This is a genomic window from Paenibacillus woosongensis, from assembly GCF_009725165.1.
GTDB lineage: Bacteria > Bacillota > Bacilli > Paenibacillales > Paenibacillaceae > Fontibacillus > Fontibacillus woosongensis.
Genome location: NZ_WNZW01000002.1, coordinates 955,371 through 975,138 on the forward strand (window position 1 = coordinate 955,371; position 19,768 = coordinate 975,138).

At 51.7% G+C, this 19,768-nt stretch carries 17 protein-coding genes; 2 read left to right on the top strand and 15 right to left on the bottom strand.

The window, feature by feature from the left end; all coding sequences use genetic code 11:
* Positions 1–57: 57 nt before the first annotated feature.
* The 7 genes from GNP95_RS10630 to GNP95_RS10660 form a co-directional block, all read right to left on the bottom strand.
* On the bottom strand, positions 58–2,640 hold the full coding sequence (locus GNP95_RS10630; protein WP_413773736.1) for a glycosyl hydrolase: 2,583 nt from the start codon (positions 2,638–2,640) through the stop codon (positions 58–60).
* A 275-nt stretch (positions 2,641–2,915) separates the two neighbouring features.
* The gene (locus GNP95_RS10635) at positions 2,916–3,428 is read right to left on the bottom strand and encodes an adenine phosphoribosyltransferase (protein WP_155610769.1); all 513 of its coding nucleotides are present in this window, start codon (positions 3,426–3,428) and stop codon (positions 2,916–2,918) included.
* Between the two features lie 62 nt (positions 3,429–3,490).
* Positions 3,491–5,914 (bottom strand): single-stranded-DNA-specific exonuclease RecJ, encoded by a 2,424-nt coding sequence (gene recJ, locus GNP95_RS10640; RefSeq protein WP_155610770.1) that lies wholly within the window; start codon positions 5,912–5,914, stop codon positions 3,491–3,493.
* A gap of 47 nt (positions 5,915–5,961) precedes the next feature.
* Entirely contained in the window at positions 5,962–6,921 is a 960-nt protein-coding gene (locus GNP95_RS10645; protein WP_155610771.1) for a cation diffusion facilitator family transporter, read from the bottom strand.
* A 100-nt stretch (positions 6,922–7,021) separates the two neighbouring features.
* Positions 7,022–7,924: a protein translocase subunit SecF gene (secF, locus tag GNP95_RS10650; RefSeq protein ID WP_330163343.1), complete on the bottom strand. Its 903-nt coding sequence runs from the start codon at positions 7,922–7,924 to the stop codon at positions 7,022–7,024.
* Positions 7,914–9,167 carry a protein translocase subunit SecD gene (gene secD / locus GNP95_RS10655; RefSeq protein WP_155610772.1) on the bottom strand — a complete coding sequence of 418 codons (1,254 nt, stop codon included), beginning with the start codon at positions 9,165–9,167 and terminating at the stop codon, positions 7,914–7,916. The genes secF and secD overlap by 11 nt, the downstream gene beginning before the upstream one ends.
* Positions 9,168–9,298: 131 nt before the next feature.
* The gene (locus GNP95_RS10660; RefSeq protein ID WP_155610773.1) at positions 9,299–9,553 is read right to left on the bottom strand and encodes a post-transcriptional regulator; all 255 of its coding nucleotides are present in this window, start codon (positions 9,551–9,553) and stop codon (positions 9,299–9,301) included.
* A gap of 213 nt (positions 9,554–9,766) precedes the next feature.
* On the opposite strand from GNP95_RS10660, the gene spoVB reads away from it, so the two are divergent.
* Entirely contained in the window at positions 9,767–11,362 is a 1,596-nt protein-coding gene (gene spoVB, locus GNP95_RS10665; RefSeq protein WP_155610774.1) for a stage V sporulation protein B, read from the top strand.
* Here spoVB and GNP95_RS10670 read toward each other — a convergent pair whose 3' ends face one another.
* Positions 11,363–12,088: a DUF421 domain-containing protein gene (locus GNP95_RS10670; RefSeq protein WP_155610775.1), complete on the bottom strand. Its 726-nt coding sequence runs from the start codon at positions 12,086–12,088 to the stop codon at positions 11,363–11,365.
* Between the two features lie 219 nt (positions 12,089–12,307).
* Between GNP95_RS10670 and GNP95_RS10675 the strand changes: the two genes are divergently transcribed.
* On the top strand, positions 12,308–12,703 hold the full coding sequence (locus GNP95_RS10675) for a TIGR04086 family membrane protein (protein WP_155610776.1): 396 nt from the start codon (positions 12,308–12,310) through the stop codon (positions 12,701–12,703).
* A 69-nt stretch (positions 12,704–12,772) separates the two neighbouring features.
* On the opposite strand, the gene yajC is transcribed toward GNP95_RS10675, so the two are convergent.
* From yajC to ruvC, 7 genes are read right to left on the bottom strand one after another with little or no spacing between them, the layout of a single operon-like run.
* On the bottom strand, positions 12,773–13,093 hold the full coding sequence (yajC, locus tag GNP95_RS10680) for a preprotein translocase subunit YajC (RefSeq protein ID WP_155610777.1): 321 nt from the start codon (positions 13,091–13,093) through the stop codon (positions 12,773–12,775).
* A gap of 33 nt (positions 13,094–13,126) precedes the next feature.
* Positions 13,127–14,266: a tRNA guanosine(34) transglycosylase Tgt gene (tgt, locus tag GNP95_RS10685; RefSeq protein WP_155610778.1), complete on the bottom strand. Its 1,140-nt coding sequence runs from the start codon at positions 14,264–14,266 to the stop codon at positions 13,127–13,129.
* 23 nt (positions 14,267–14,289) lie between these two features.
* Positions 14,290–15,318: a tRNA preQ1(34) S-adenosylmethionine ribosyltransferase-isomerase QueA gene (queA, locus tag GNP95_RS10690; RefSeq protein ID WP_155610779.1), complete on the bottom strand. Its 1,029-nt coding sequence runs from the start codon at positions 15,316–15,318 to the stop codon at positions 14,290–14,292.
* Positions 15,319–15,327: 9 nt separating this feature from the next.
* A complete protein-coding gene (locus GNP95_RS10695) occupies positions 15,328–17,442 on the bottom strand; it encodes a SpoIID/LytB domain-containing protein (protein ID WP_330163344.1) in 2,115 nt (704 codons plus the stop codon).
* 46 nt (positions 17,443–17,488) lie between these two features.
* Entirely contained in the window at positions 17,489–18,493 is a 1,005-nt protein-coding gene (ruvB, locus tag GNP95_RS10700; protein ID WP_155610781.1) for a Holliday junction branch migration DNA helicase RuvB, read from the bottom strand.
* A gap of 31 nt (positions 18,494–18,524) precedes the next feature.
* The gene (gene ruvA, locus GNP95_RS10705; protein WP_155610782.1) at positions 18,525–19,139 is read right to left on the bottom strand and encodes a Holliday junction branch migration protein RuvA; all 615 of its coding nucleotides are present in this window, start codon (positions 19,137–19,139) and stop codon (positions 18,525–18,527) included.
* Positions 19,136–19,639 (bottom strand): crossover junction endodeoxyribonuclease RuvC, encoded by a 504-nt coding sequence (gene ruvC, locus GNP95_RS10710; protein WP_155610783.1) that lies wholly within the window; start codon positions 19,637–19,639, stop codon positions 19,136–19,138. The genes ruvA and ruvC overlap by 4 nt, the downstream gene beginning before the upstream one ends.
* Positions 19,640–19,768 lie beyond the last annotated feature (129 nt).

A 19,768-nucleotide genomic window follows, 5' to 3' on the forward strand; every position in this document is an offset into this window, starting at 1 on the left:
GCTCGGCCTTTCTTTTGCCGTAAGCACACATTTGTGTGGCGTCCTTTTCATTGATTCTTAGTTGGTAAATGTGTAATGCGGCGAATCATATTGCGGCCCCGACTTCTCATAAGTAAACCAGTAATCGATGACGTTTCCGCCCTGCAGTCCACCGATGACCTGCTCCCAGGTGCCGTTATTGTTCGTCATCCGGTAATTCAGCTGCTGCCCGCCAGACACCGTGTAATGAATGTCCACGTAGAGCGCAGGCGTTTTCGGAACGAAGACAATCTTGACTTCCGATCCCGAGGCGCGGTTTACTCTAACCGTATAATCATCCGTGACGATGTCCCCGTTATTGCCGCCTCCGTCTCCGTTGCCCCCTCCATTGTTACCTCCGTTGTTGCCGCCGCCATTGCCGATATTAAAGCTGTTCGGCTGCACCGTCACCTGATGGCCGTCAGAGAATTGAACCGTTTTTACGCTATTCGTCATATTATAGACGACATAGGTCTTGACTCCGTTCTTATTGAATACGGCATAAATTGGATAGTTCGCGGTTACCGATGGATCAGCATGCCCTAACGCATCCAAGCTATAAATCCAATGGTACGCATTTGCTTTGGAGTTGCCGGCCTCCGGAGTCAACTGCGATACGCGAGCATTAAATTTAGCTTTGGCATCCGCAGGATCAGAAATGGCCCGGTACATGTATACGAGATCCTCCCACGGGCTGAAATTGCCGCCGCTTTCCGATAAGAGCGCATTGTAATTTCTCGCCGCATATTGCGGATATTGCGTCAAATATAGCGATGCGGATGTGATGGGAAGCCAGTTAATGCCATGAACCTCAGTCGGGTTGCCTGTCCACCAGGTGGCGTCGCCTACCGTCTTGCCTCCCCAAATCATGCTTGCCGTCTCCTTGGTAAAGCCGGCAGGGAAATTCGTATCATGCACATCGAACCAGTATTCGTTAATGGCATTCATTTCCGTTACATATTGATAAATTCCCGCGTCGCGAATCGTCTTGTTCCCAGTAGCCTCGCCCCACAGTATGAGCCCTGCCCAGGCATTCATCGCCTCTGACGATGACTCGTTGTTGTTGCCGTCCCCGAAGTTGGCATGTCCGGAAGCCCAGGAATGGCCGGCATAAGGGTCAAAGTTGCGCAGATACGGGAACATCGAATCCGAACGGTCAACATTCGCGATGTCGCGAATAAGGAGCTTAATCATTCCGCCCCAATTGGCGTCGCTGGCCCAATCTTTATCCGTCCTGGCAATCTCAGCCGCCGCCTTAATGAAATAACCGTAGTGGAAATGATGGTCATTCAGTTCGTTAGCCGTCCCGTAGCTGTCGGGATAACCGATGACGGTTCCCCAGTTATTGTTGTAATAAAATACATTGGAGGCTTTCAAGTTGCCGGATGCATTACTTGCTTTCAGCCAGTCCTCCAAACGGCTCTTGATTTCCGAGCGGAACTGGCTTGCCGCAGCTGTGTTGCCGACCTGATCGGCGATCGGCGCGAGTACAGCCAGCTTCCCTAAACGTTTGCCTGTCCAATACGTATCCGCGGCACCGGCAAACTGCTCAGCAGCAGCCTCATTTATATACTGGTTGAGAACATTCTTGTCATAAGACCCGAGATCCGGGAGCGAAGGCAGAACGCCGTTAAACTTCATCTTCGTCTGAAAGCCCGTTCCTTCCACCGTCTTCATTTGACCGCGAACGGAAGGGTACGAATATGCCAGAGTAGCCGCAGATGAATTTTTCCATTGATGCGGATACAGCGCGAATATGGTTCCCGATTGATTGCCTTCTTTGGCTGCCGTGCTTGCCGTGAAGGTCGTCGTGACTTCACTGGTCGCTTCATTATAGGTATAGTTCACTTTAGTATCGGTAATATGGGAATAGGCGTATTGCTTGAATTTATTCAAGGTTTGCACAGAATCGTCCGGAAGCACTGCGATCGAAAAATAGTTTTTGCCGTTCAATTGGTTCGCCAGCGTGTTACTCCCGATTCCGCTCCAAGTACTGCCCGTCGGTCCGAATAAGCCGTAATGCGCGCCTTCGATCGTAATCCCGAGAACGGAGCTGCTGCTATCTCCTGACCATACCGTTGGCGGGGTATAAAATTTAAGCTTTGGATCCCCTCCCGCAAAGGTGAAATACGCGTAAGGCGAACCGTGTCCATAGGATACGCTCATCGAATTGTTCCCTTGCTGATACAGCGCCTTCACAAACCAGTCACTGAAGCCATCTACCTTAGCATCAGGAAAGGCGCCGACTGCAGAATGGCTGACCGTGAAATCATGGATATCATTCATCCAGCCCGCGACGAATCCTGGCAATGCGTGAACTCTAGCTCCCGGATAATAAATGCGGATGCCATCCCCCTGATGCTTCATTGCCAACGGATGCGGATACTGAGCTTCAGAATGAGTGCTCCAAGCCAAACTGCTCCACCAATCATTCGTAGGCATTTTTCCGGCCACGTTGGAAGTTTTGTATATACTGGCCGGTGCGTCCGTCGCTCCTGGAGGCAGTACGGTCGAATAAGAGCCCCTACCTACGGGAACCTCCCCTGAAAACGCATTCAAATTTGTCGTCCACATGGACATGCCAACAGCCAATACTAGTACATACGAAAGTAACTTCTTCAATGATATCCTCCTCTGTTAAAATGATGGTCAATCGTCTGCATGCATGACTTATACACCCCTATTGTTAATCCTTGGCAACATCTAGGTCAAGAAAATACTGTTAATTTTTAACTAAATAAGGCGAAACTACTACTAATTGACTCAAAATGTGGTACGAAACGACTTCGGTTAATTTCGTAGAAATTACTTTATTTTCCACAACAAGAATGAAGCATACAAAAAAGACATCCCGCGCAAGAATGTCTTTAATGTCTTTATGCTATGGCTTGCCAATCTTAATACTTTAACAGCGAGAACACGTCGATGCCCGGCAATTTCTCGCGGCCGTTCAACTCGCTAAGCTCAATTAAGAACGCGGTTCCTACCACATTGCCTCCAAGCTCGCGAACGAGCTGCACCGAAGTGGAGATCGTCCCGCCCGTAGCAAGTAAATCATCGGCGATCAATACGTTCTGTCCCGGCTTGACCGCATCGCTGTGCATGGCCAAGCGATCCGAACCATATTCCAGGGCATAACCGACTTCGATCGTCTTATACGGCAGCTTTCCGCTCTTGCGGATCGGAATGAACCCTACGCCGAGGGCATAAGCCAATGGAGCGCCAACCACGAAGCCGCGCGCTTCCGGCCCGGCGATCAGGTCAATCTTTAAATCTGACACCATTTTCTTAAGCTCATTAATCGCTTCGCGGTATTTCTCTCCGTTATTCAGCAAGGTCGTAATATCCTTGAAGCTGATTCCCGGCTGGGGAAAATCGGGTATGACGCGAATGTACTCTTTGAAATCCAATGCAATCTCCTCCTAGTTTTAGCGCATAACAACAGCATATCTATGAAATAAAAAAGGAATAGCTAAGATACGTTTTGCTGATTTGTCATTAGCCACTGCGTAATTTGCGGTATTCCGGCATGATGGAGGATCTGCTCCATTTCAGCCAGCTCTCCAAGCTCCAGATAGCGGCGAGACGTGTCCAGGGCCCGCTTGGCGGGAGCCTGTGCCATCGTTAATGTACCCATATCGCGATGGATGAAGCCCAACTCCTCGAAAACCGCCAGCGTCATCACAAGCATCCGCCGTGACAGGCGGGTGCGCCGCATCAGGCCGGAAATCAGCTCTTCCTCCGGCACCGCAGCCGTAACCTGCTGCTTGAGCAGAGCATAGATCTGTTTGAATTGCTCCCGGGACGGCGGAAGAATCGCCTCTTGCCGATCCCTTGCCGGGTGAAATAGGTACACTCTCTCTACTGAGGAGAATGTCCCCATCATCTTATGCCATATGTCGAAGGACTCGGGCAGTTCAAGAACAAACAATATTTTTATATCCATCCTGTTTTGCCCGTTCAGTTGAGCGGCCGTATTGCCAGGAATTACGCCAACGTCCTTATCATATATCCAACAAGGGGTATCGTTCAATTCATAATTTTTCGTCAATTCCGAGTCATTGCCCGCAACGACGGCGATTACTCGCTGCTCAAGCGATTGCTGCTCTACCAGCTGACTGCGGATTTCATTCATCTTCAATACAGGATGGCTTGCCCCCCGGTAATCAAACACCTGGATATGCGGTACAGCGAGATCCTGAATCATCAGCTGCGGCTTGCGTGATCCGTTCCATTCATTGATGCTGGCTTCGGCCACAACATCTATCCGGGCCTCTTCGGTTAACTGGGATAACAGCTCCCCCTTCCCGAAAGCCACCGCCTCCATCATTGTTCCATCCTGGCTGAGGACAAGCTTCATATGTTTGCCTTCCTTGCCTAGCGAACGGCTTTCCACTAGCTTGGCGCCGCGAATAAGCAATCTTGGGCAGGTATTCCCCATGCCGAACGGAGCAAGATTCTCCAACTGCTCAATGACCGGCAAGGAAATATCCGATAAGCGGCACTCCAAATCCGTATGCATCACCGGGATGAAATGCTCCTCGCAAAGCACGCCGGCAGCGAACTCGTTCAACTGCTCTTCCAGCTTCGCAAGCTGGCTGCGGTGCAAGGTCATTCCCGCTGCTGAGGGATGCCCTCCATAGTGATCCAGCAGGCCTTTGCAGTGAGTTAGAGCCTCATAGATATCCAGCCCCGGGATGGAACGAGCCGAGCCTTTGCATGTTCCGGTCTCCGGGTCTATAGCAAGAACGATGGTTGGCCGATAATAGCGATCCAGTATTTTAGAGGCCACGATTCCGATGACGCCCGGGTTCCAGCCCTCGCCAGCCAACACGATAACACCCGGCAAGGCCCCCTCAGCGTCTTTGCCGGCCAACTGGGCGATCGCTTCCTGAACGATGCTGTCCACCAGCAGTTGGCGTTCCTTATTCAGGATGTCCAAATCCTCAGCAATCTTCTCAGCCTCTTCAATACTTTGCGTCGTTAACAGGGCGACAGCCTGATTCGCATGGCTCATTCTCCCGCTAGCATTGATGCGGGGTGCAAGCCCGAACGCTACGTTGGTCGAGGATACCATTGTCAGCGGTTCGCCTTTTGCGTAACCCGCCACCCCCATTAGAGCCGTGATCCCCGGAAAACTGGAATAAGCCATCGCCTTTAAACCGTTCATAACTAGTATACGATTCTCATCTGTAAGCGGCATCAAATCCGCTATGGTTCCCAGTGTAACCAGCTCTGTCCAGGCAGCAGGGGTCTCATCTGCAAGTAAGGCTGTCGCCAGCTTATAGGCCACCCCGACCCCGGCAAGGCCCTTAAACGGATATTTACAATAAGGCAATTTGGGATTGACCAGCGTATAAGCCTCGGGAAGAACTTCCGGAGGCTCATGATGATCGGTAACGATAACATCCATCCCTGCCGCATTGGCGTACGCGATTTGCTCGACCGCACTGATTCCCGTGTCGACAGTGATCACCAGCGTGAAGCCTCGTTCTACGAATGGCTCTAGAGCAGAGATATGAAGCCCGTACCCCTCTTTGGAGCGGTGAGGAATATAATACTCGAACCGGGCATTCAAATGGCGCATCAAGCAAACCATAAGGGCCGTGGAAGATACGCCGTCCGCATCATAGTCACCATAAATCAAAATTTGTTCGTCCTGCTCTACAGCCCGCCTGATTCGTGCAACTGCCTCTTGCATGCCGCTCAGCAAATAAGGATCATGCAGATCCTCCATGGTCCCCTCCAGAAAATGACGCGCTTCCTGAGCGTCTTGAATTCCACGGCTTACGAACAGGGAAGCCACAATTTTCGGTATGCCGGCCTGCTCAGCCAGCAGTGAAGCGGCTTCCGCGTCACTATGTAGACCAACCCAACGGTACTTCGGATGAAGCAACCTGACAGCACCTTCTTTCCTTCTCTCCTACTTGCGGGCATTTTTCTTTATTGCAGCAGCGTAGGCAGATCATTATTCGATCCTTCGTAGTTACTCTTGTAAGGATAGCCCGGATCATAAGGCATAACTTGTATACTTACGTCACTCACCTGGGAAAAGCGATTCATCAGCAGTATTTTGGCGCGATTCGCAATATGATTGGCTTCCAATACGGAAATCCGCGGATTCACGCTAATAATGACTGCGACGGATATATAATGGCCGCTGCCATGCAATTTTAGTTCGTCTACAGTGATAACCCCATGTACCCTTTGAACGGTTTCAATGAATGCAGACTTGTCCTCTGCCTTCGACTTCCCTTCCTCTTGGCTGTACACGGCTCCTACGATCAGCCGATACCCTTTCCATAGGACAAGGCAAGCCACAACGATAGAGGCAGCCGGGTCGGCATACAACAGCAACGGTATATCCCACGCTTCGCCAGTCATCGCCCCAAAAATTCCGAGAAGAACAATAATGGAAGTATACAGGGAATGCCTGTGCATTTCGATAAAGGATTTCGAGGCATTACCCGGTTTTTTGAGATTTTGGCGGTACTGAAGCTGAAATACGATCTCTCTTAAGGCAATCGAGACGACAATGGCCACCCCAGCCATGAACCCTGGCGCAACAACCTTCCCGGTAACCATAGTAGATACTGAAGCGCCTCCCATTTGCAATACGCCCATAAACAGGAATACAGCGAAAAAAATCGCTGCCAGCGGTTCCGCCTTCATGCGGCCGCCTGCCCCATCCCCAAGTCTCAGCCGTTGTCTGACGCTTTGCGGAAGCTGAACCTTCTCCGCGATGCCCGCTGCCGCATCCGCCGCGGAATATAACGCATCCACAAGCAATGCTCGGCTGTCAAAGAGCAAACCGATCACTCCTTTGAATACAGCCAGGATGACGTTGTTTGCAGTGCCAAGCCAGACGGCAGAATCAGATGGTACAGCTCGTTCGCGAATCATATTAACCCTCCTGAAACACGTTATTACCATGAAGACGGCGAAGCCGCGTCCTTCATTAAGACGCGGCTTCGCTCCTGCCATGCAAACGGCAAACCGTCGTTTAGGACGCTTTGGCCGGTTTGTTTTTTTGCTTGCTCTTAAGCACAAACCACAGCGGGCTGGCAATAAAGATCGAGGAATACGCCCCGAACAGCAACCCTATAACCATGGCCAGCGAGAACATCCTGATCGACGCCCCTCCCAACAGGAGCAGGAATAAAGCGGCAATAAATACGGTTAAAGCGGTATACAGTGACCGCATAACGGTTTGGGATACGCTCTTGTTTACGAGATCGATCAAATCCTGGCGTGTCTTCTGTTTGGCAAACCGCAGGTTTTCCCGAATCCGGTCAAAGATAACGATCGTGTCATTAATCGAATAACCAATGATGGTGAGCACCGCAATAATAAAGGTCAAATCTACCTCTAAGCGGAAGATGGAGAAGATCGTTACCACCATAAAGGCATCATGCAGCAAGGCGACAATGGCAGCGATCGCAAAGCGCCATTCAAACCTGATGCCGACATAGACGATAATCCCGAGGCTCGAGAGCAGTACAGCCCATATCGCATTTGCCGCCAGCTCTTTCGCCATTTCCGGATCAACGGTATTGATTTCCATAGATGCACCGCTGTCGAGCTTCAGTATCTCGCCCTTCAATTGGTGATCCTGATCCTCGTTCAATACCTCATCGAAGCGGATCGACATCCGATCTACGCCCGGAGTGATTTTCGATCCTTCCAGAATACCGATATTCTCTAAGATGGGCTCGATTTGTGCTGAAGTCACGTTCTTCGTGAACGAAATGTCAACATTGGAACCGGCTTTGAAATCGACGCTATAATTGAGGCCGAACACAGCCAATGAGATGACGCCAATTATCGTTAGTATGATGGAAAATGTATAGCAGCGCTTGCTAATGTGCACAAAATTCAAATGCAATAATTTATTTTTAAAGCTCACCAATTTCACTCTCCTTTACACCGAAATATTTCGGCTTCCGCAGCTTGCCCGCTTTAAGCAGCAGGTTCAGCAGGAAACGGATAAAATAAATATTGGTGGCAATGCTGAGCACGATCTCAACGATCAAGACAAGGGCGAAACCTCTGACCGCTCCGGTCCCGAAAATATACATTACGATCGCTACAATAATCGTAGTGATGTTCGAGTCCATTATCGTCCGGAACGAATGCTTGCCCCCTGCCTTCACGGCGGACAATATGCTCTTGCCTTGACGCATTTCCTCCTTGATCCGCTCATTGGTAATAATGTTGGCGTCGACCGCCATGCCGACCCCGAGAACAATAGCCGCAATCCCCGGAAGCGTTAGCGTAAAGTCTGCAAAATTAAAGACCACAATAAGCAGCCAAGTGTGCAGAATCAAGCCAAAGCTGGCCAGAAGACCCGGGACGCGATACAACCAAATCATGAAGACCAATATGAACAAAGAGGCAACCAATCCCGCCTGAATCGTCTGATAAAGAGATTGCTTTCCTAGCGTCGCGCCGACGCTCTGCGAGTATTTCTCCGTTAATTTAAGCGGCAGGGCGCCGCGGTTGATCTCATCCTTTAGATCATTCGCTTCCTCGCGTGTGTAGTTTCCGCTGATTGAAGCCGTTCCGTCTCTTAATACGGCTCGAACAACAGGGGCAGACAGCAAATCATCGTCAAGGAAAATAGCCAGCTCCTTACCCAGCAGCCGCTCGGTAATTTGGGCGAAATTGTCTTTATCCTTCAGCTTGATCGCGATTTCCGGCTGGTTGAGCTGATTGAACTGTACTGATGCCCCGCCTTCGACGAAGTCGGTGCCGACCAATTCAATTTTGTTAAATTGCTCGGGACTCGTCTCCGTTCCATCCTTGCTGCGGAACGTCAAAGTCGATGGCTTCTTCATCAGCTTTCGAACTTCATTCTCGTCGGTGACGCCTGCCAGCTTCAGACGGATCCGGTTCGTTCCTTCCGTTGTGACCTCCGGCTCGCTTGTACCAAGCTGATTAGCGCGTTTCTCTAAGCTTTGGGCCGTTTTGAGCAGTGACTCCTTCGTAACTTTTGCTCCGGCTTCAAATGGCTCGGCTTCGTACAAAATCTCGAATCCGCCCTTCAAATCCAGGCCAAGATGTACATCTCGAAGCAGACCAGGGCTTGTCCAAGCCATAATTGCTGTTGAGACAACCACGACGGTTATGAATACGATGAGTCTTTTCATCCCGTACCTCGTTCCCCTTTCGAATTCTCAATATTCCTATTATAGCGATGCAGGAAAAGAGCGTCAATTTATCAAATATTGTCGGTTTTATTAAAGCTTCCCTAGAGAATAAAAAAAGAAATCCCGATTTCCTAGAAACGGGACCCACGAAATGCAGATAACGTCATATAGTTCATGAACTGGGTAGATTTGAGCGAAAGGATATCGTTCACCAGTTGATGAAGTTCGGGATATCCTTCTTTCTCATATTTATGACTGACGCAGTTCCAAATGTCCGATACGGTTACATGCTCATAACCGATAAGCCGGAATTCCTCCACTTTGCTGCGGCATAGAGCTTCGATCGTTTCATTTAACTGCTTCTCGGCGAATTCCTGTTGATCCATTCATGCTGCCCCTTTCCTGCGAGGTGAGCTGTCATTAAACTAATTCTACCATTCTTCCGTGATTCCTGCTTCCTTGTTCCGGTTGATTGATGACGGTTCTCTTGCGCTTGGCAAAAAAGAGCTGTCATGAATCCGGACAGGTTCTGCATATTCATAAATATATCAGACAAGACGTCATAGTAAAATGCTCATTCCGGGAAAGAGGGAATCATTTTGAATAAACAGACCTTTATCCAAGGGACCATGATCCTGCTTGTCGCGGGTATCGTCAATCGCATTCTCGGCTTCATTCCCCGCATCCTTCTCCCCCGAATCATCGGTGCCGAAGGCGTAGGCCTCTATCAGTTGGGGTACCCGTTCTTCCTCGTTCTGGTGACCATCATTACAGGGGGCATACCTCTAGCCGTCGCTAAGCTGATCGCGGAAGCGGAGTCGTCCGGCCAGCCAGGCCGATCGGCGGCAATACTGCGGACGAGCCTCATTTTTACTGCAGGGGCGGGGTTGCTCTTTACCATCGCCAGCCTGGCGGGCGCACCATGGATCAGCCGCTATGTCCTGCCGGATTCCCGGGTATACCATACCTTTCTCGCCATGAGTCCGATGATCGTAATTGTCGCTGTGTCCTCCGTATTTCGCGGGTATTTCCAAGGCAAGCAAAATATGATTCCTTCCGCGAGCTCATCAATTATGGAAACCATAGGACGGATCATATGCGTGCTGTGGTTCTCTTACCTGATGCTGCCTATGGGCGTTGCATACGGAGCCGCCGGGGCGATGCTCGGCGTAGCCGCCGGAGAAGTGGTCGGCATGGCGGTCATTCTATGGCACTATTGGCGCGCCCGCCGTAAAGAGATAAAGGCGCCGCCTGCAGAAGCAACCGTTGCCCCGGGTAAGGGATCTAGCCTGAATCCGGATCCGGGACGCTGGTCTTTCTCTACTTTGAAGCGCATTCTCCGTATAGCAATACCGGTTACAGGAGGCCGCCTAGTCGGCTCGCTGTCTTATTTGCTGGAATCAATCACCACCGCTCAAAGCCTGGCCATAGCCGGCATTACTACGGCGATTGCCACGGCCCAATATGGGTCACTGCAAGGCATGGTGATCCCTTTGCTGCTGCTGCCAGGAGCGCTCACATCATCGCTCGCTGTTTCCCTCGTTCCTTCCCTGGCTGAGGCCCAGGCAAGAGGGGATATGCGTACGATCCATCTGCGGCTCCATCAATCTCTGCGGCTGGCCCTCGTTACGGGGGGACCCTTCGCCGCGCTGATGTATGTCTTGGCCGAGCCTTTATGCCTGCTTATATATAACAATGCAGATATCGCCGGAATGCTCAAAATCATGGCCCCGTTCGCCCTGTTCCTATACGCCCAATCGCCCCTGCAGGCTGCCCTGCAAGCACTCGACAAGCCCGGACGCGCTCTGCTGAACACCTTAATCGGAGCAATTATCAAAATATCGCTCATCCTTTATCTGGCATCCAATCCAAGCTTGGGCATTTACGGAGCGATTATCGCCATCATCGCCAACTTTGCTGTCGTGACGCTGCTGCACGGCTACAGCGTATCGCGAGAACTGCGCTATCGTATTCCTTATCTCGATGTTATCAAAGTGATTTGCGGAATGATCATCATGGCTGCAGCGGCCGCTTATATTTATTACGAACTGCCGATCAGCCCGCTTTCGGAAATTCAGCTTGTCTTAGCCGCATCCATTTCGGGTCTGCTGTATCTCGTGCTGGCGGGAGTCATGGGACTGATCGATCTTCAGGATCTCCGCCGGCTGCCGCTGCTGCGCAGATGGTTCCGTTAGCTACGGGTCCTGCATCAAATTGATGTACAGCTTCCCTTGATGATCGATGGAACAAAAAAATATTTCCTTGAATTCCTTGACGCCCCTGGCTTGAATTTGATTTTTCAGCCAAAATCGCGTTTTGCCGATCTGCTCCAAATTGCGGTCCTGAACCCTGCCATCCATAATGAGGGACAGAGGAATTTCCTCGTATTTTATTCTAGGAACAACCGGCTTGCTGGCTCGCTCGGCTGCAGCGCTGCCTTGTTCGTAACGTCCGCTCCGGGCTGCCTCTTTTTTGGGCATGACGCTCAATTGGCCGCTAGTTTCGAGTACAGCAAATTCGACATCCGCCACATTATCAATATTATTGGCTCGCAGCTGCATGAGCAGGTCGTCAAGATTATAACGCTGCCTTCTCATCTCCTCCCGGTTGATCCGGCCGTTCTGAATAATTACGCTAGGCTTGCCGTCAAACAGAGATCTCACCCCCCGGCTGTGCAAAGACACTTTGGCAATCGCCATTTGTATTAACAGCAAAGTAAGCATGGGAACAATGCCTTCATACAGGGGGCGTTTCATATCCTCGATCGCGAATACCGCGATTTCGGCAATCATGACTGAAATGACCAAGTCGAAGATGGACAGCTCCCCGATCTCTCTTTTTCCCATAATGCGCATGACAACAAACGCGGTAATATACATGAGCACGGTCCGAAGTATAATCGAAGCGAGATGTACGGTCATCAGGTTCCCTCCATCATATTTAATCAGGTACAGTCAGAACGATTAGTACAAATATTGTGACCTTCTTCCCGCTGACCCATGCGAACCTCAAATCGCTTAATTTGCGGCGGGACATGCATTTTTTGCTATGTCCGCACGCGTTCGCAGCAAGCAAACCTGTACTAAACCAGTAAGCTTGACCATACAATGATGATAATAAATGAATAGGAGGAACGAGTTATGGATTTCTTCCGACGTTTGGGATCAATTCGACTTTCCCATCCCACCTTGTCTGGCATATGGTACGCTTTCCTGTGGATGATGATCGGGGCGCTGATTTTATCTCTGCTGCTGCAATCCGGTTCGCTGGAGGAGCACAATCTTACCTGGCCGATTTACATCGTGCATGCTGCTGCTCTGTTATTTGGGGGACTTACCTCAGGGAAGCGGGCTGGGCAGAAGGGCTGGTATCAGGGGGCTCTTACCGGAATGCTGTACGGCCTTCTAGTATTGTGCATCAGCTTTCTGGCCTTGGATAATTCTCCGGGGCTAAACGATTTCACTTTACTTCTTCCTGCCTTATTGATCGGGGCTCTAGGAGGGATGTTCGGAGTCAATTTGCATAAGAAAAGATAAGATACTGCTCTAAGCAACAAAAAAGAGCCTGTTGCAGGCTCTTTTCTCATTCAGATGGGCTTTTCGTCGTTACTTGGATTCGGAAGCCTTCTCTGTGCTTACGCTATGGCTGATCGCGTTGCGCTCAAACGTCAGCTTCGTCGCATCATTCACGAGAAGTACCACGTTATCATCCGTCAATGAAACGATTGTACCGTGCAGACCGCCGATTGTGACGATCTTGTCCCCTTTCTTGAGCGCTCTCAGCATTTCATTGCGTGATTGCTGCTTCTTCTTCTGAGGACGAATCAACAGAAAATAAAACACGATAAACATGATCGCGAACGGAACAACCAAGGAAATGATTGGATTCGCCGCACCTGATCCTGCCGCTGCTGCATACTGGAACATGGATATCCCCCTTTCGCTGAATAATTGCTTTTCTTAGAATCCCTTATCATTGCCAAACAGACCATACCGCTCGAAGAACTCATCCCGGAAATCGAGCAGCCTGTCTTCCATAATCGCCTGACGAACTTGGCGCATCAGGTTAATTAAGAAATACAGGTTGTGATATGTAGTCAGCCGAAGACCGAATGTCTCATCACTTTTGATCAAGTGCCGCAAGTAAGCCCGGGAGTAATTACGGCAAGTGTAGCAATCGCACTCCGGATCGAGCGGCCCGAAATCTCTTGCATATTGAGCGTTGCGCACCACCAGTCTGCCTTGGCTCGTCATCGTTGTGCCGTTGCGGGCAATCCTGGTCGGCAGCACGCAGTCAAACATATCGATTCCCCGGATGGAGCCTTCAATCAACGCATCCGGCGATCCTACCCCCATCAAATAACGGGGCTTGTCTGCCGGGAGTAAAGGCACCGTATAATCGAGCACCTCATACATCAAGTGCTTAGGCTCACCAACACTCAGTCCACCAATAGCATACCCCGGAAAATCCAGGGAAGTCAAATCCTTCGCGCTCTGTTTGCGCAAGTCTTCGAACATGCCGCCTTGGACGATCCCGAACAAGCCTTGATCATGCGGGCGGGCATGGCTTTTCAGACAGCGCTCGGCCCAGCGGGTCGTGCGTTCGAGTGATTTTTTGACATAATCATGCTCAGCCGGGTAAGGCGCACATTCGTCAAAGGCCATCATGATATCCGAGCCCAACGCGTTTTGGATTTCCATCGCGACTTCAGGAGACAGGAACAGCTTGTCGCCATTCAGGTGCGAGCGGAAATGCACGCCCTCCTCCGTAATCTTCCGCATTTCACTGAGTGAGAACACCTGGAATCCGCCGCTGTCGGTCAGGATCGGACGATCCCAATTCATAAATTTATGCAGTCCGCCCGCTTCACGAATAATGTCATGCCCAGGTCTCAGAAACAAATGATACGTGTTGCTCAAAATAATTTGCGCATCCATTTCCTTAAGTTCTTCCGGGCTCATCGTCTTAACTGTGGCTAGCGTTCCGACCGGCATAAAAATCGGCGTCTCAATCACGCCGTGCGGGGTATGCACCCGACCGAGCCTTGCGCCCGACTGCTTGCACGTCTTAATGTGTTCGTAAGTTATTGCTGCTGCCAATATTATCAACCATCCTCTTAACCTTAATAAATAAACATGGCATCCCCGAAGCTGAAGAAACGGTATTTGTGCTCGACGGCTTCACGGTATGCGTTCAGCAGGCGCTCTCGCCCGGCCAGAGCGCTGACCAGCATGACCAATGTTGACTTGGGCAAGTGAAAATTGGTAAGCAGCGCATCTACCAGTTTAAATTCATAGCCGGGATAAATGAAAATGCCTGTCCAGCCGCTCATCGCGGTGATCGGACCTTCCTGGCCTTTACCCGCCACCGTCTCCAGCGTGCGTGCGGAAGTCGTGCCGACGGCAATGATTCGCCCGCCGCGCTGTCTCGTTGCATTCAGCAGCTCTGCCGTCTCTTCGGACAGAATATAATATTCCTCATGCATGACATGATCCTCTACCCGCTCGACCGACATGGGCCTAAAGGTTCCAAGACCTACATGCAGCGTTATAAAAGCGATGTCAACGCCTTTAGCCTGCACCTGCTCCAGCAGCTCATTCGTGAAATGCAGGCCGGCAGTCGGTGCGGCGGCTGACCCTTCATGCTTAGAATATACAGTCTGGTAACGCTCGCGGTCGTCGAGTTTCTCCTTAATGTAAGGAGGAAGCGGCATCTGTCCTAGCCGGTCCAGGATTTCATTAAAGATGCCCTCATAGGAAAAAGAAAGCACGCGCTCCCCCATATCCCCTTCGCTCTCAATCGTAGCTGTGAGTTCGTCTCCGAAAGTGATTACAGCGCCGGTCTTCAGTTTTTTGCCGGGCTTGACCAAGGCTTCCCACCGGTCGTCCCCTATGTTCTTGAGCAGCAGAACCTCGGCCTTGGCGCCTGTGTCCCGCTTGGCGCCAAAGAGCCTGGCCGGAATTACCCGAGTATCATTCAATACCAGCGTATCTCCTGGCTGCAAATAGTCCAATATCGCCGGAAACATATGGTGCCGCACCTCACCGGTGGCTTTATTTAAAGAAAGCAGCCGGGATGCGGTACGATCGGCGAGCGGTGTCTGTGCGATCAATTCTTCCGGCAATTCAAAATCATATAAGTCGACATTCATAGGATGCAATCATTCCTTAACGATAGTTACGTTCTGATAATAGTGTTGCAAAATGGATATATAATCATACCCTGCATCTGCCATTCCTTTGGCCCCCCATTGGGATAAGCCAAGACCATGGCCATTGCCGCGTCCCACGAAGAGGAAACGGTTCGTCTGATCAACGGCCCGGGCCGCACCGTCCGCTCCCATGATGACCATACTGCCGCCGTTCCAGTTGCTAACGCCCGATGAAGACAGCACTGGCGTGCCGGAGGACGCCGTCCCGGCGGCCATTTCTCCGCCTGCGCTTTGTACAGTATACCTACCGGTAGCCGCAATATCAAACAGTGTGCTTGGGAGCCCGCCAAAAGCAGAGCGGAATAAATCCGGATAACGAACATCGAGGATTTGCCCATTGGCTTTGATCTGCGTTGCGCGTCCGGAAGGCCCGCGCTGTGTAATTTCCAAATTGAGGATCGGGGAAGGAGCTTCGGTCCCCGTTCTGCCCTTCAGCGACTTTAACAGCTCATCCGAGCTATAGGGGCCTCGTATCCACGCATATGAGCTGGATTCCTCAACGAGGCCAAGCACAACCGCCTGATCGCCAGGATTCATTTGCGCCACCGGGCTGACATCCGCTTGGATCAGCGGAATCGGACGGACATTCGTTGCGCTTGACGTTACCGTCATTTGAGTCAGGCCCGCTGCTGTTTTTCCTCCCGTAAGCTTTACGTTATCTTCCCTTACGTATCCCGTTTTACCCGAAGGCAGCAGCACATGATACCATGATTTCAACCCTGCCTGCGCAGCCTTGTCCCCATCGCTCGGCATGCTGCCAAACGTCGCGTTCGGGTTGCTCCATACCTCGGTCGAATCGGCCGTCATGCCCCCGCTATTGGAGGAGAAAATGGCTTCCACAATCCGGCCATTCGATTTTATAACCTCACCGGCTGTGCTGTCCACGGCTTGTTTGATGCTGTCAACTTCCTTATCAACTCCATTGTATACCTGGCTTAAGGTTGTATCCACCAGTCCTGCGACGTTGAACTTATTGCCGGCTGCATGGTACAGCGCATAGCTCCGGGCTGCAACCGCCTGCGCCTTCAAGGACTCCTGCGGCCAGGAGCTAGGCACCTCTGCAGCGACGACCGAATACAAATATTGCTCCAGCGGAACGTCGTTTACCAGGGCAAGCTGGCCGTTTACGCTGCTGATTTCGAAGTCCCCGCGAAATTTACGGGCTGATCTCTCGGCCACTTGAATGACAGAATCTTCGCTATCCCGCACGACCAGCTTCGTATTTGCGCCGCTGACCGCATAATGGTCAACCGTCCTTGGAGAAACCGCTTCCCCGGTAACATCACGGTACGCAATCAGCGCAGGGGCCTGAACATCCACCGGTGATAAATTCAATTGCGGTTGCAGCTGAAGAATCTGTCCCTTCAGCGCGGCCAATGCCGAATCGTTAACGGCTCCGCCGACCCATACCGCATATTGGCTGGCACCCACAACAGCAACCTTGACCTCTATCCCTGGCAGGCTTAACGATTGGCTGTAAGCCTCCGCTTCCACTTTGCTTCCAAATACGCCTGCGGAATAATAGTACCCCCCATGAATGGTCGGCTGTGCTCCTCCCAACTGTCCTGCTAGCGCCTGGGTCACACGGGTTACCGCCCCAGATGCCTCTTCTGCGCTGGCATAAGGCCCCGTATACACTTGATATACCGTTCCGCCCGCTTGCTCGGTGACAACCGCCACCGGCTTGTCCGTTCCGCTCTGCAGCTTCTTGACGGCTGCCGAGACCGTTTGCCAGTCTGCGCTTTCCAACGCTTTGACTTTAATCCCGTCCACGCTGAAGCGTACCGTCTGACCCGGAGTGAAATCAAGCCAGCTCTCAAAGCTGCCGTCTTTTTGCGGCCCTGCCTGCCACGCCGATTCCGCTGCCAGGCTCACCGCCGGCACTATCGATTTATACGTGCTGCCTAAGTCCAGGAACATGGCGACGCGAACTCGCGTATCCGGCATCGCATCCGCACCGGCTGGCGTCTGGAATAGGCCGCTCAGCAATGCTGCGCTCAATAGAGCCGCTGCCCACTTTGAACCCCTGTTTTTTTGTCCTCGTCTCGGTCTAGGAATAATCACGCTCTGTATCCTCCTCATCAACGTGTAATGCAGTTGGCTTCTCTTCTCAAGAATCCGCAGGCATGGGCAGCCCCAGATGCTGATAAGCCGCCGGAGTTGCCACTCTGCCGCGCGGTGTACGCTGCAAATAACCGATTTGGAGCAAGTATGGCTCGTATACGTCCTCAATCGTCTGGCTTTCTTCCCCGATCGTCGCGGCGATCGTATCCAGTCCGACAGGCCCGCCCCGGAAATTCGTAATCATCGCCCGAAGCATCTTATGGTCGATCAAATCAAGACCCATAGGATCAACCTGCAGCCGCTGTAAAGCTTCCTTGGCAATATCGGTAGTAATATGGCCGTCTGCACGCACCTGAGCGAAATCCCGCACCCGCTTGAGGAGCCGGTTGGCAATCCGCGGCGTTCCCCGCGAGCGAAGCGCGATCTCATCGGCTGCGTCCCCGATAATATCGATGCCAAAAATATCAGCGCCCCGGCTTACGATATAGCTGAGCTCCTCCACCGTATAGAACTCCAGACGGTTCACCACGCCAAAACGGTCGCGCAGCGGCGCTGACAGCAGTCCCGCTCTCGTCGTGGCGCCGATCAGCGTAAACGGCGGCAAATCGAGCCTCACGGATCTTGCGCTCGGCCCCTTGCCGATCATTATATCCAGGGCGAAATCCTCCATCGCCGGATATAGCACCTCTTCCACCGTCCGATGCAGCCGGTGGATTTCGTCGATGAAGAGGACGTCCCCTTCCTGCAAGTTCGTCAGCAGAGCGGCTAAATCCCCTGGCCGCTCGATTGCGGGCCCTGACGTCGTCCGCAGGTTGACGCCAAGCTCATTGGCGATAATATTGGCCAGCGTCGTCTTTCCAAGCCCCGGCGGTCCGTACAACAGGACGTGGTCCAGTGCTTCGTTGCGCATTTTTGCGGCTTCGATATATATTTTCAAGTTGTCCTTGATTTGGCTCTGTCCGATATATTCCGCTAAATAACGGGGACGAAGACTAAGCTCCACGGCCTGCTCTTCCATCATCAAATTCGCGGATATAATCCGGTCTTCCATCGCTAACTTGCTCCTTCCCCTCTAGCCCAAGTCAGCCTGCATACAGCAGCTTGAGCGCTTTTTTCATGACCGAATCCACCTCTTCGGCAGGCTTGATCGAATCCTTCAGCTGGTGCCATACCCGGTCAAGCTCGGCGTCGGTATAACCGAGCGCCTTCAATCCTTCCCTGGCCTCCGGCCAGCCCGGATTTAGCCCATCCAGCCCGTCCAACTCAGCCGGCGCCTCATCAAACAGCGAAGGCCCGCCTAGGCCGTCCAGCTTGTCCTTCAGATCAAGGATCATCCGCTGCGCCGTCTTCTTCCCGATTCCCGGCAGCTTGGTCAGAAACGTAATGTTCTCCTGCTGGATCGCAGCTACGACATGCTCCGGTTGTCCCCCGCTTAGAATGCCGAGCGCTACCCGCGGCCCGATCCCGGATACTTCGATCAGCTTGCGGAACAGTTTCTGCTCCTCCCGCGTCGGGAAGCCGTATAGCAGGATAGCATCCTCCCGTACGTGATGATGGGTGTACACCGTCGTCTGTTCGTTTTTGGCAGTAAACACATAGGGATTCGGGCAATAAATACGGTACCCTATTCCCTGAACATCCAACACGACATAGTCGTTTTCCAAATGAGCCACCTGGCCCCTAACAAAATCAATCATGTCCTCAATACCTCGTTCAATTTCGAATTTAGTGTATAAGAATGGGCATGACAAATCGCTACGGCCAGCGCATCCGCCACATCGTCCGGCTTCGGGATCGCCTGCAGCTTCAGGAACATTCTCGTCATTTCCTGCACCTGCTTTTTCTCCGCTTTGCCGTACCCTACCATCGCTTGTTTGATTTGCATTGGCGTATACTCCGATATCGGCAAATTACGCTGTGCCGCAGCTAGTACAAGTACGCCTCGCGCCTGGCTGACCGACATAGCAGTAGTCACGTTCCGGTTGAAGAACAGCTTCTCTAGCGCTACGGCGTCAGGCTGGTATTTGTCGATAAGCTGAACCATGCCTTCATAGACATGAAGCAGCCTTTCTTCCTCTGGCGTATGCGCCTCTGTCTGAATGCAGCCGTATTGTACGGGAACGCATTTGCTGCCTTGTTTATCAATAAAGCCGAAACCGACGATGGCGATGCCCGGGTCAATCCCTAATATTCGCAACCTCTATCTCTCCCCATGTTTGTTTACAGCTCCATATTCCTGAAGGAGCTTCCTTGCGGAAGCGAAGCCTATGTCCAGATAACCGAACATATGTATTCACTTATTATAGCAAAAGAATGAGGACTGTTG

Coding starts and splice junctions, on each gene's coding strand:
- GNP95_RS10645 (WP_155610771.1), bottom strand. CDS start 6,921: ATGATTCGCGAACGAGCTGTACCATCTGATTCTGCCGTCTGGCTTGGC.
- secD (WP_155610772.1), bottom strand. CDS start 9,167: ATGAAAAGACTCATCGTATTCATAACCGTCGTGGTTGTCTCAACAGCA.
- GNP95_RS10660 (WP_155610773.1), bottom strand. CDS start 9,553: ATGGATCAACAGGAATTCGCCGAGAAGCAGTTAAATGAAACGATCGAA.
- GNP95_RS10670 (WP_155610775.1), bottom strand. CDS start 12,088: ATGACCGTACATCTCGCTTCGATTATACTTCGGACCGTGCTCATGTAT.
- GNP95_RS10675 (WP_155610776.1), top strand. CDS start 12,308: ATGGATTTCTTCCGACGTTTGGGATCAATTCGACTTTCCCATCCCACC.
- yajC (WP_155610777.1), bottom strand. CDS start 13,093: ATGTTCCAGTATGCAGCAGCGGCAGGATCAGGTGCGGCGAATCCAATC.
- queA (WP_155610779.1), bottom strand. CDS start 15,318: ATGAATGTCGACTTATATGATTTTGAATTGCCGGAAGAATTGATCGCA.
- ruvB (WP_155610781.1), bottom strand. CDS start 18,493: ATGGAAGACCGGATTATATCCGCGAATTTGATGATGGAAGAGCAGGCC.
- ruvA (WP_155610782.1), bottom strand. CDS start 19,139: ATGATTGATTTTGTTAGGGGCCAGGTGGCTCATTTGGAAAACGACTAT.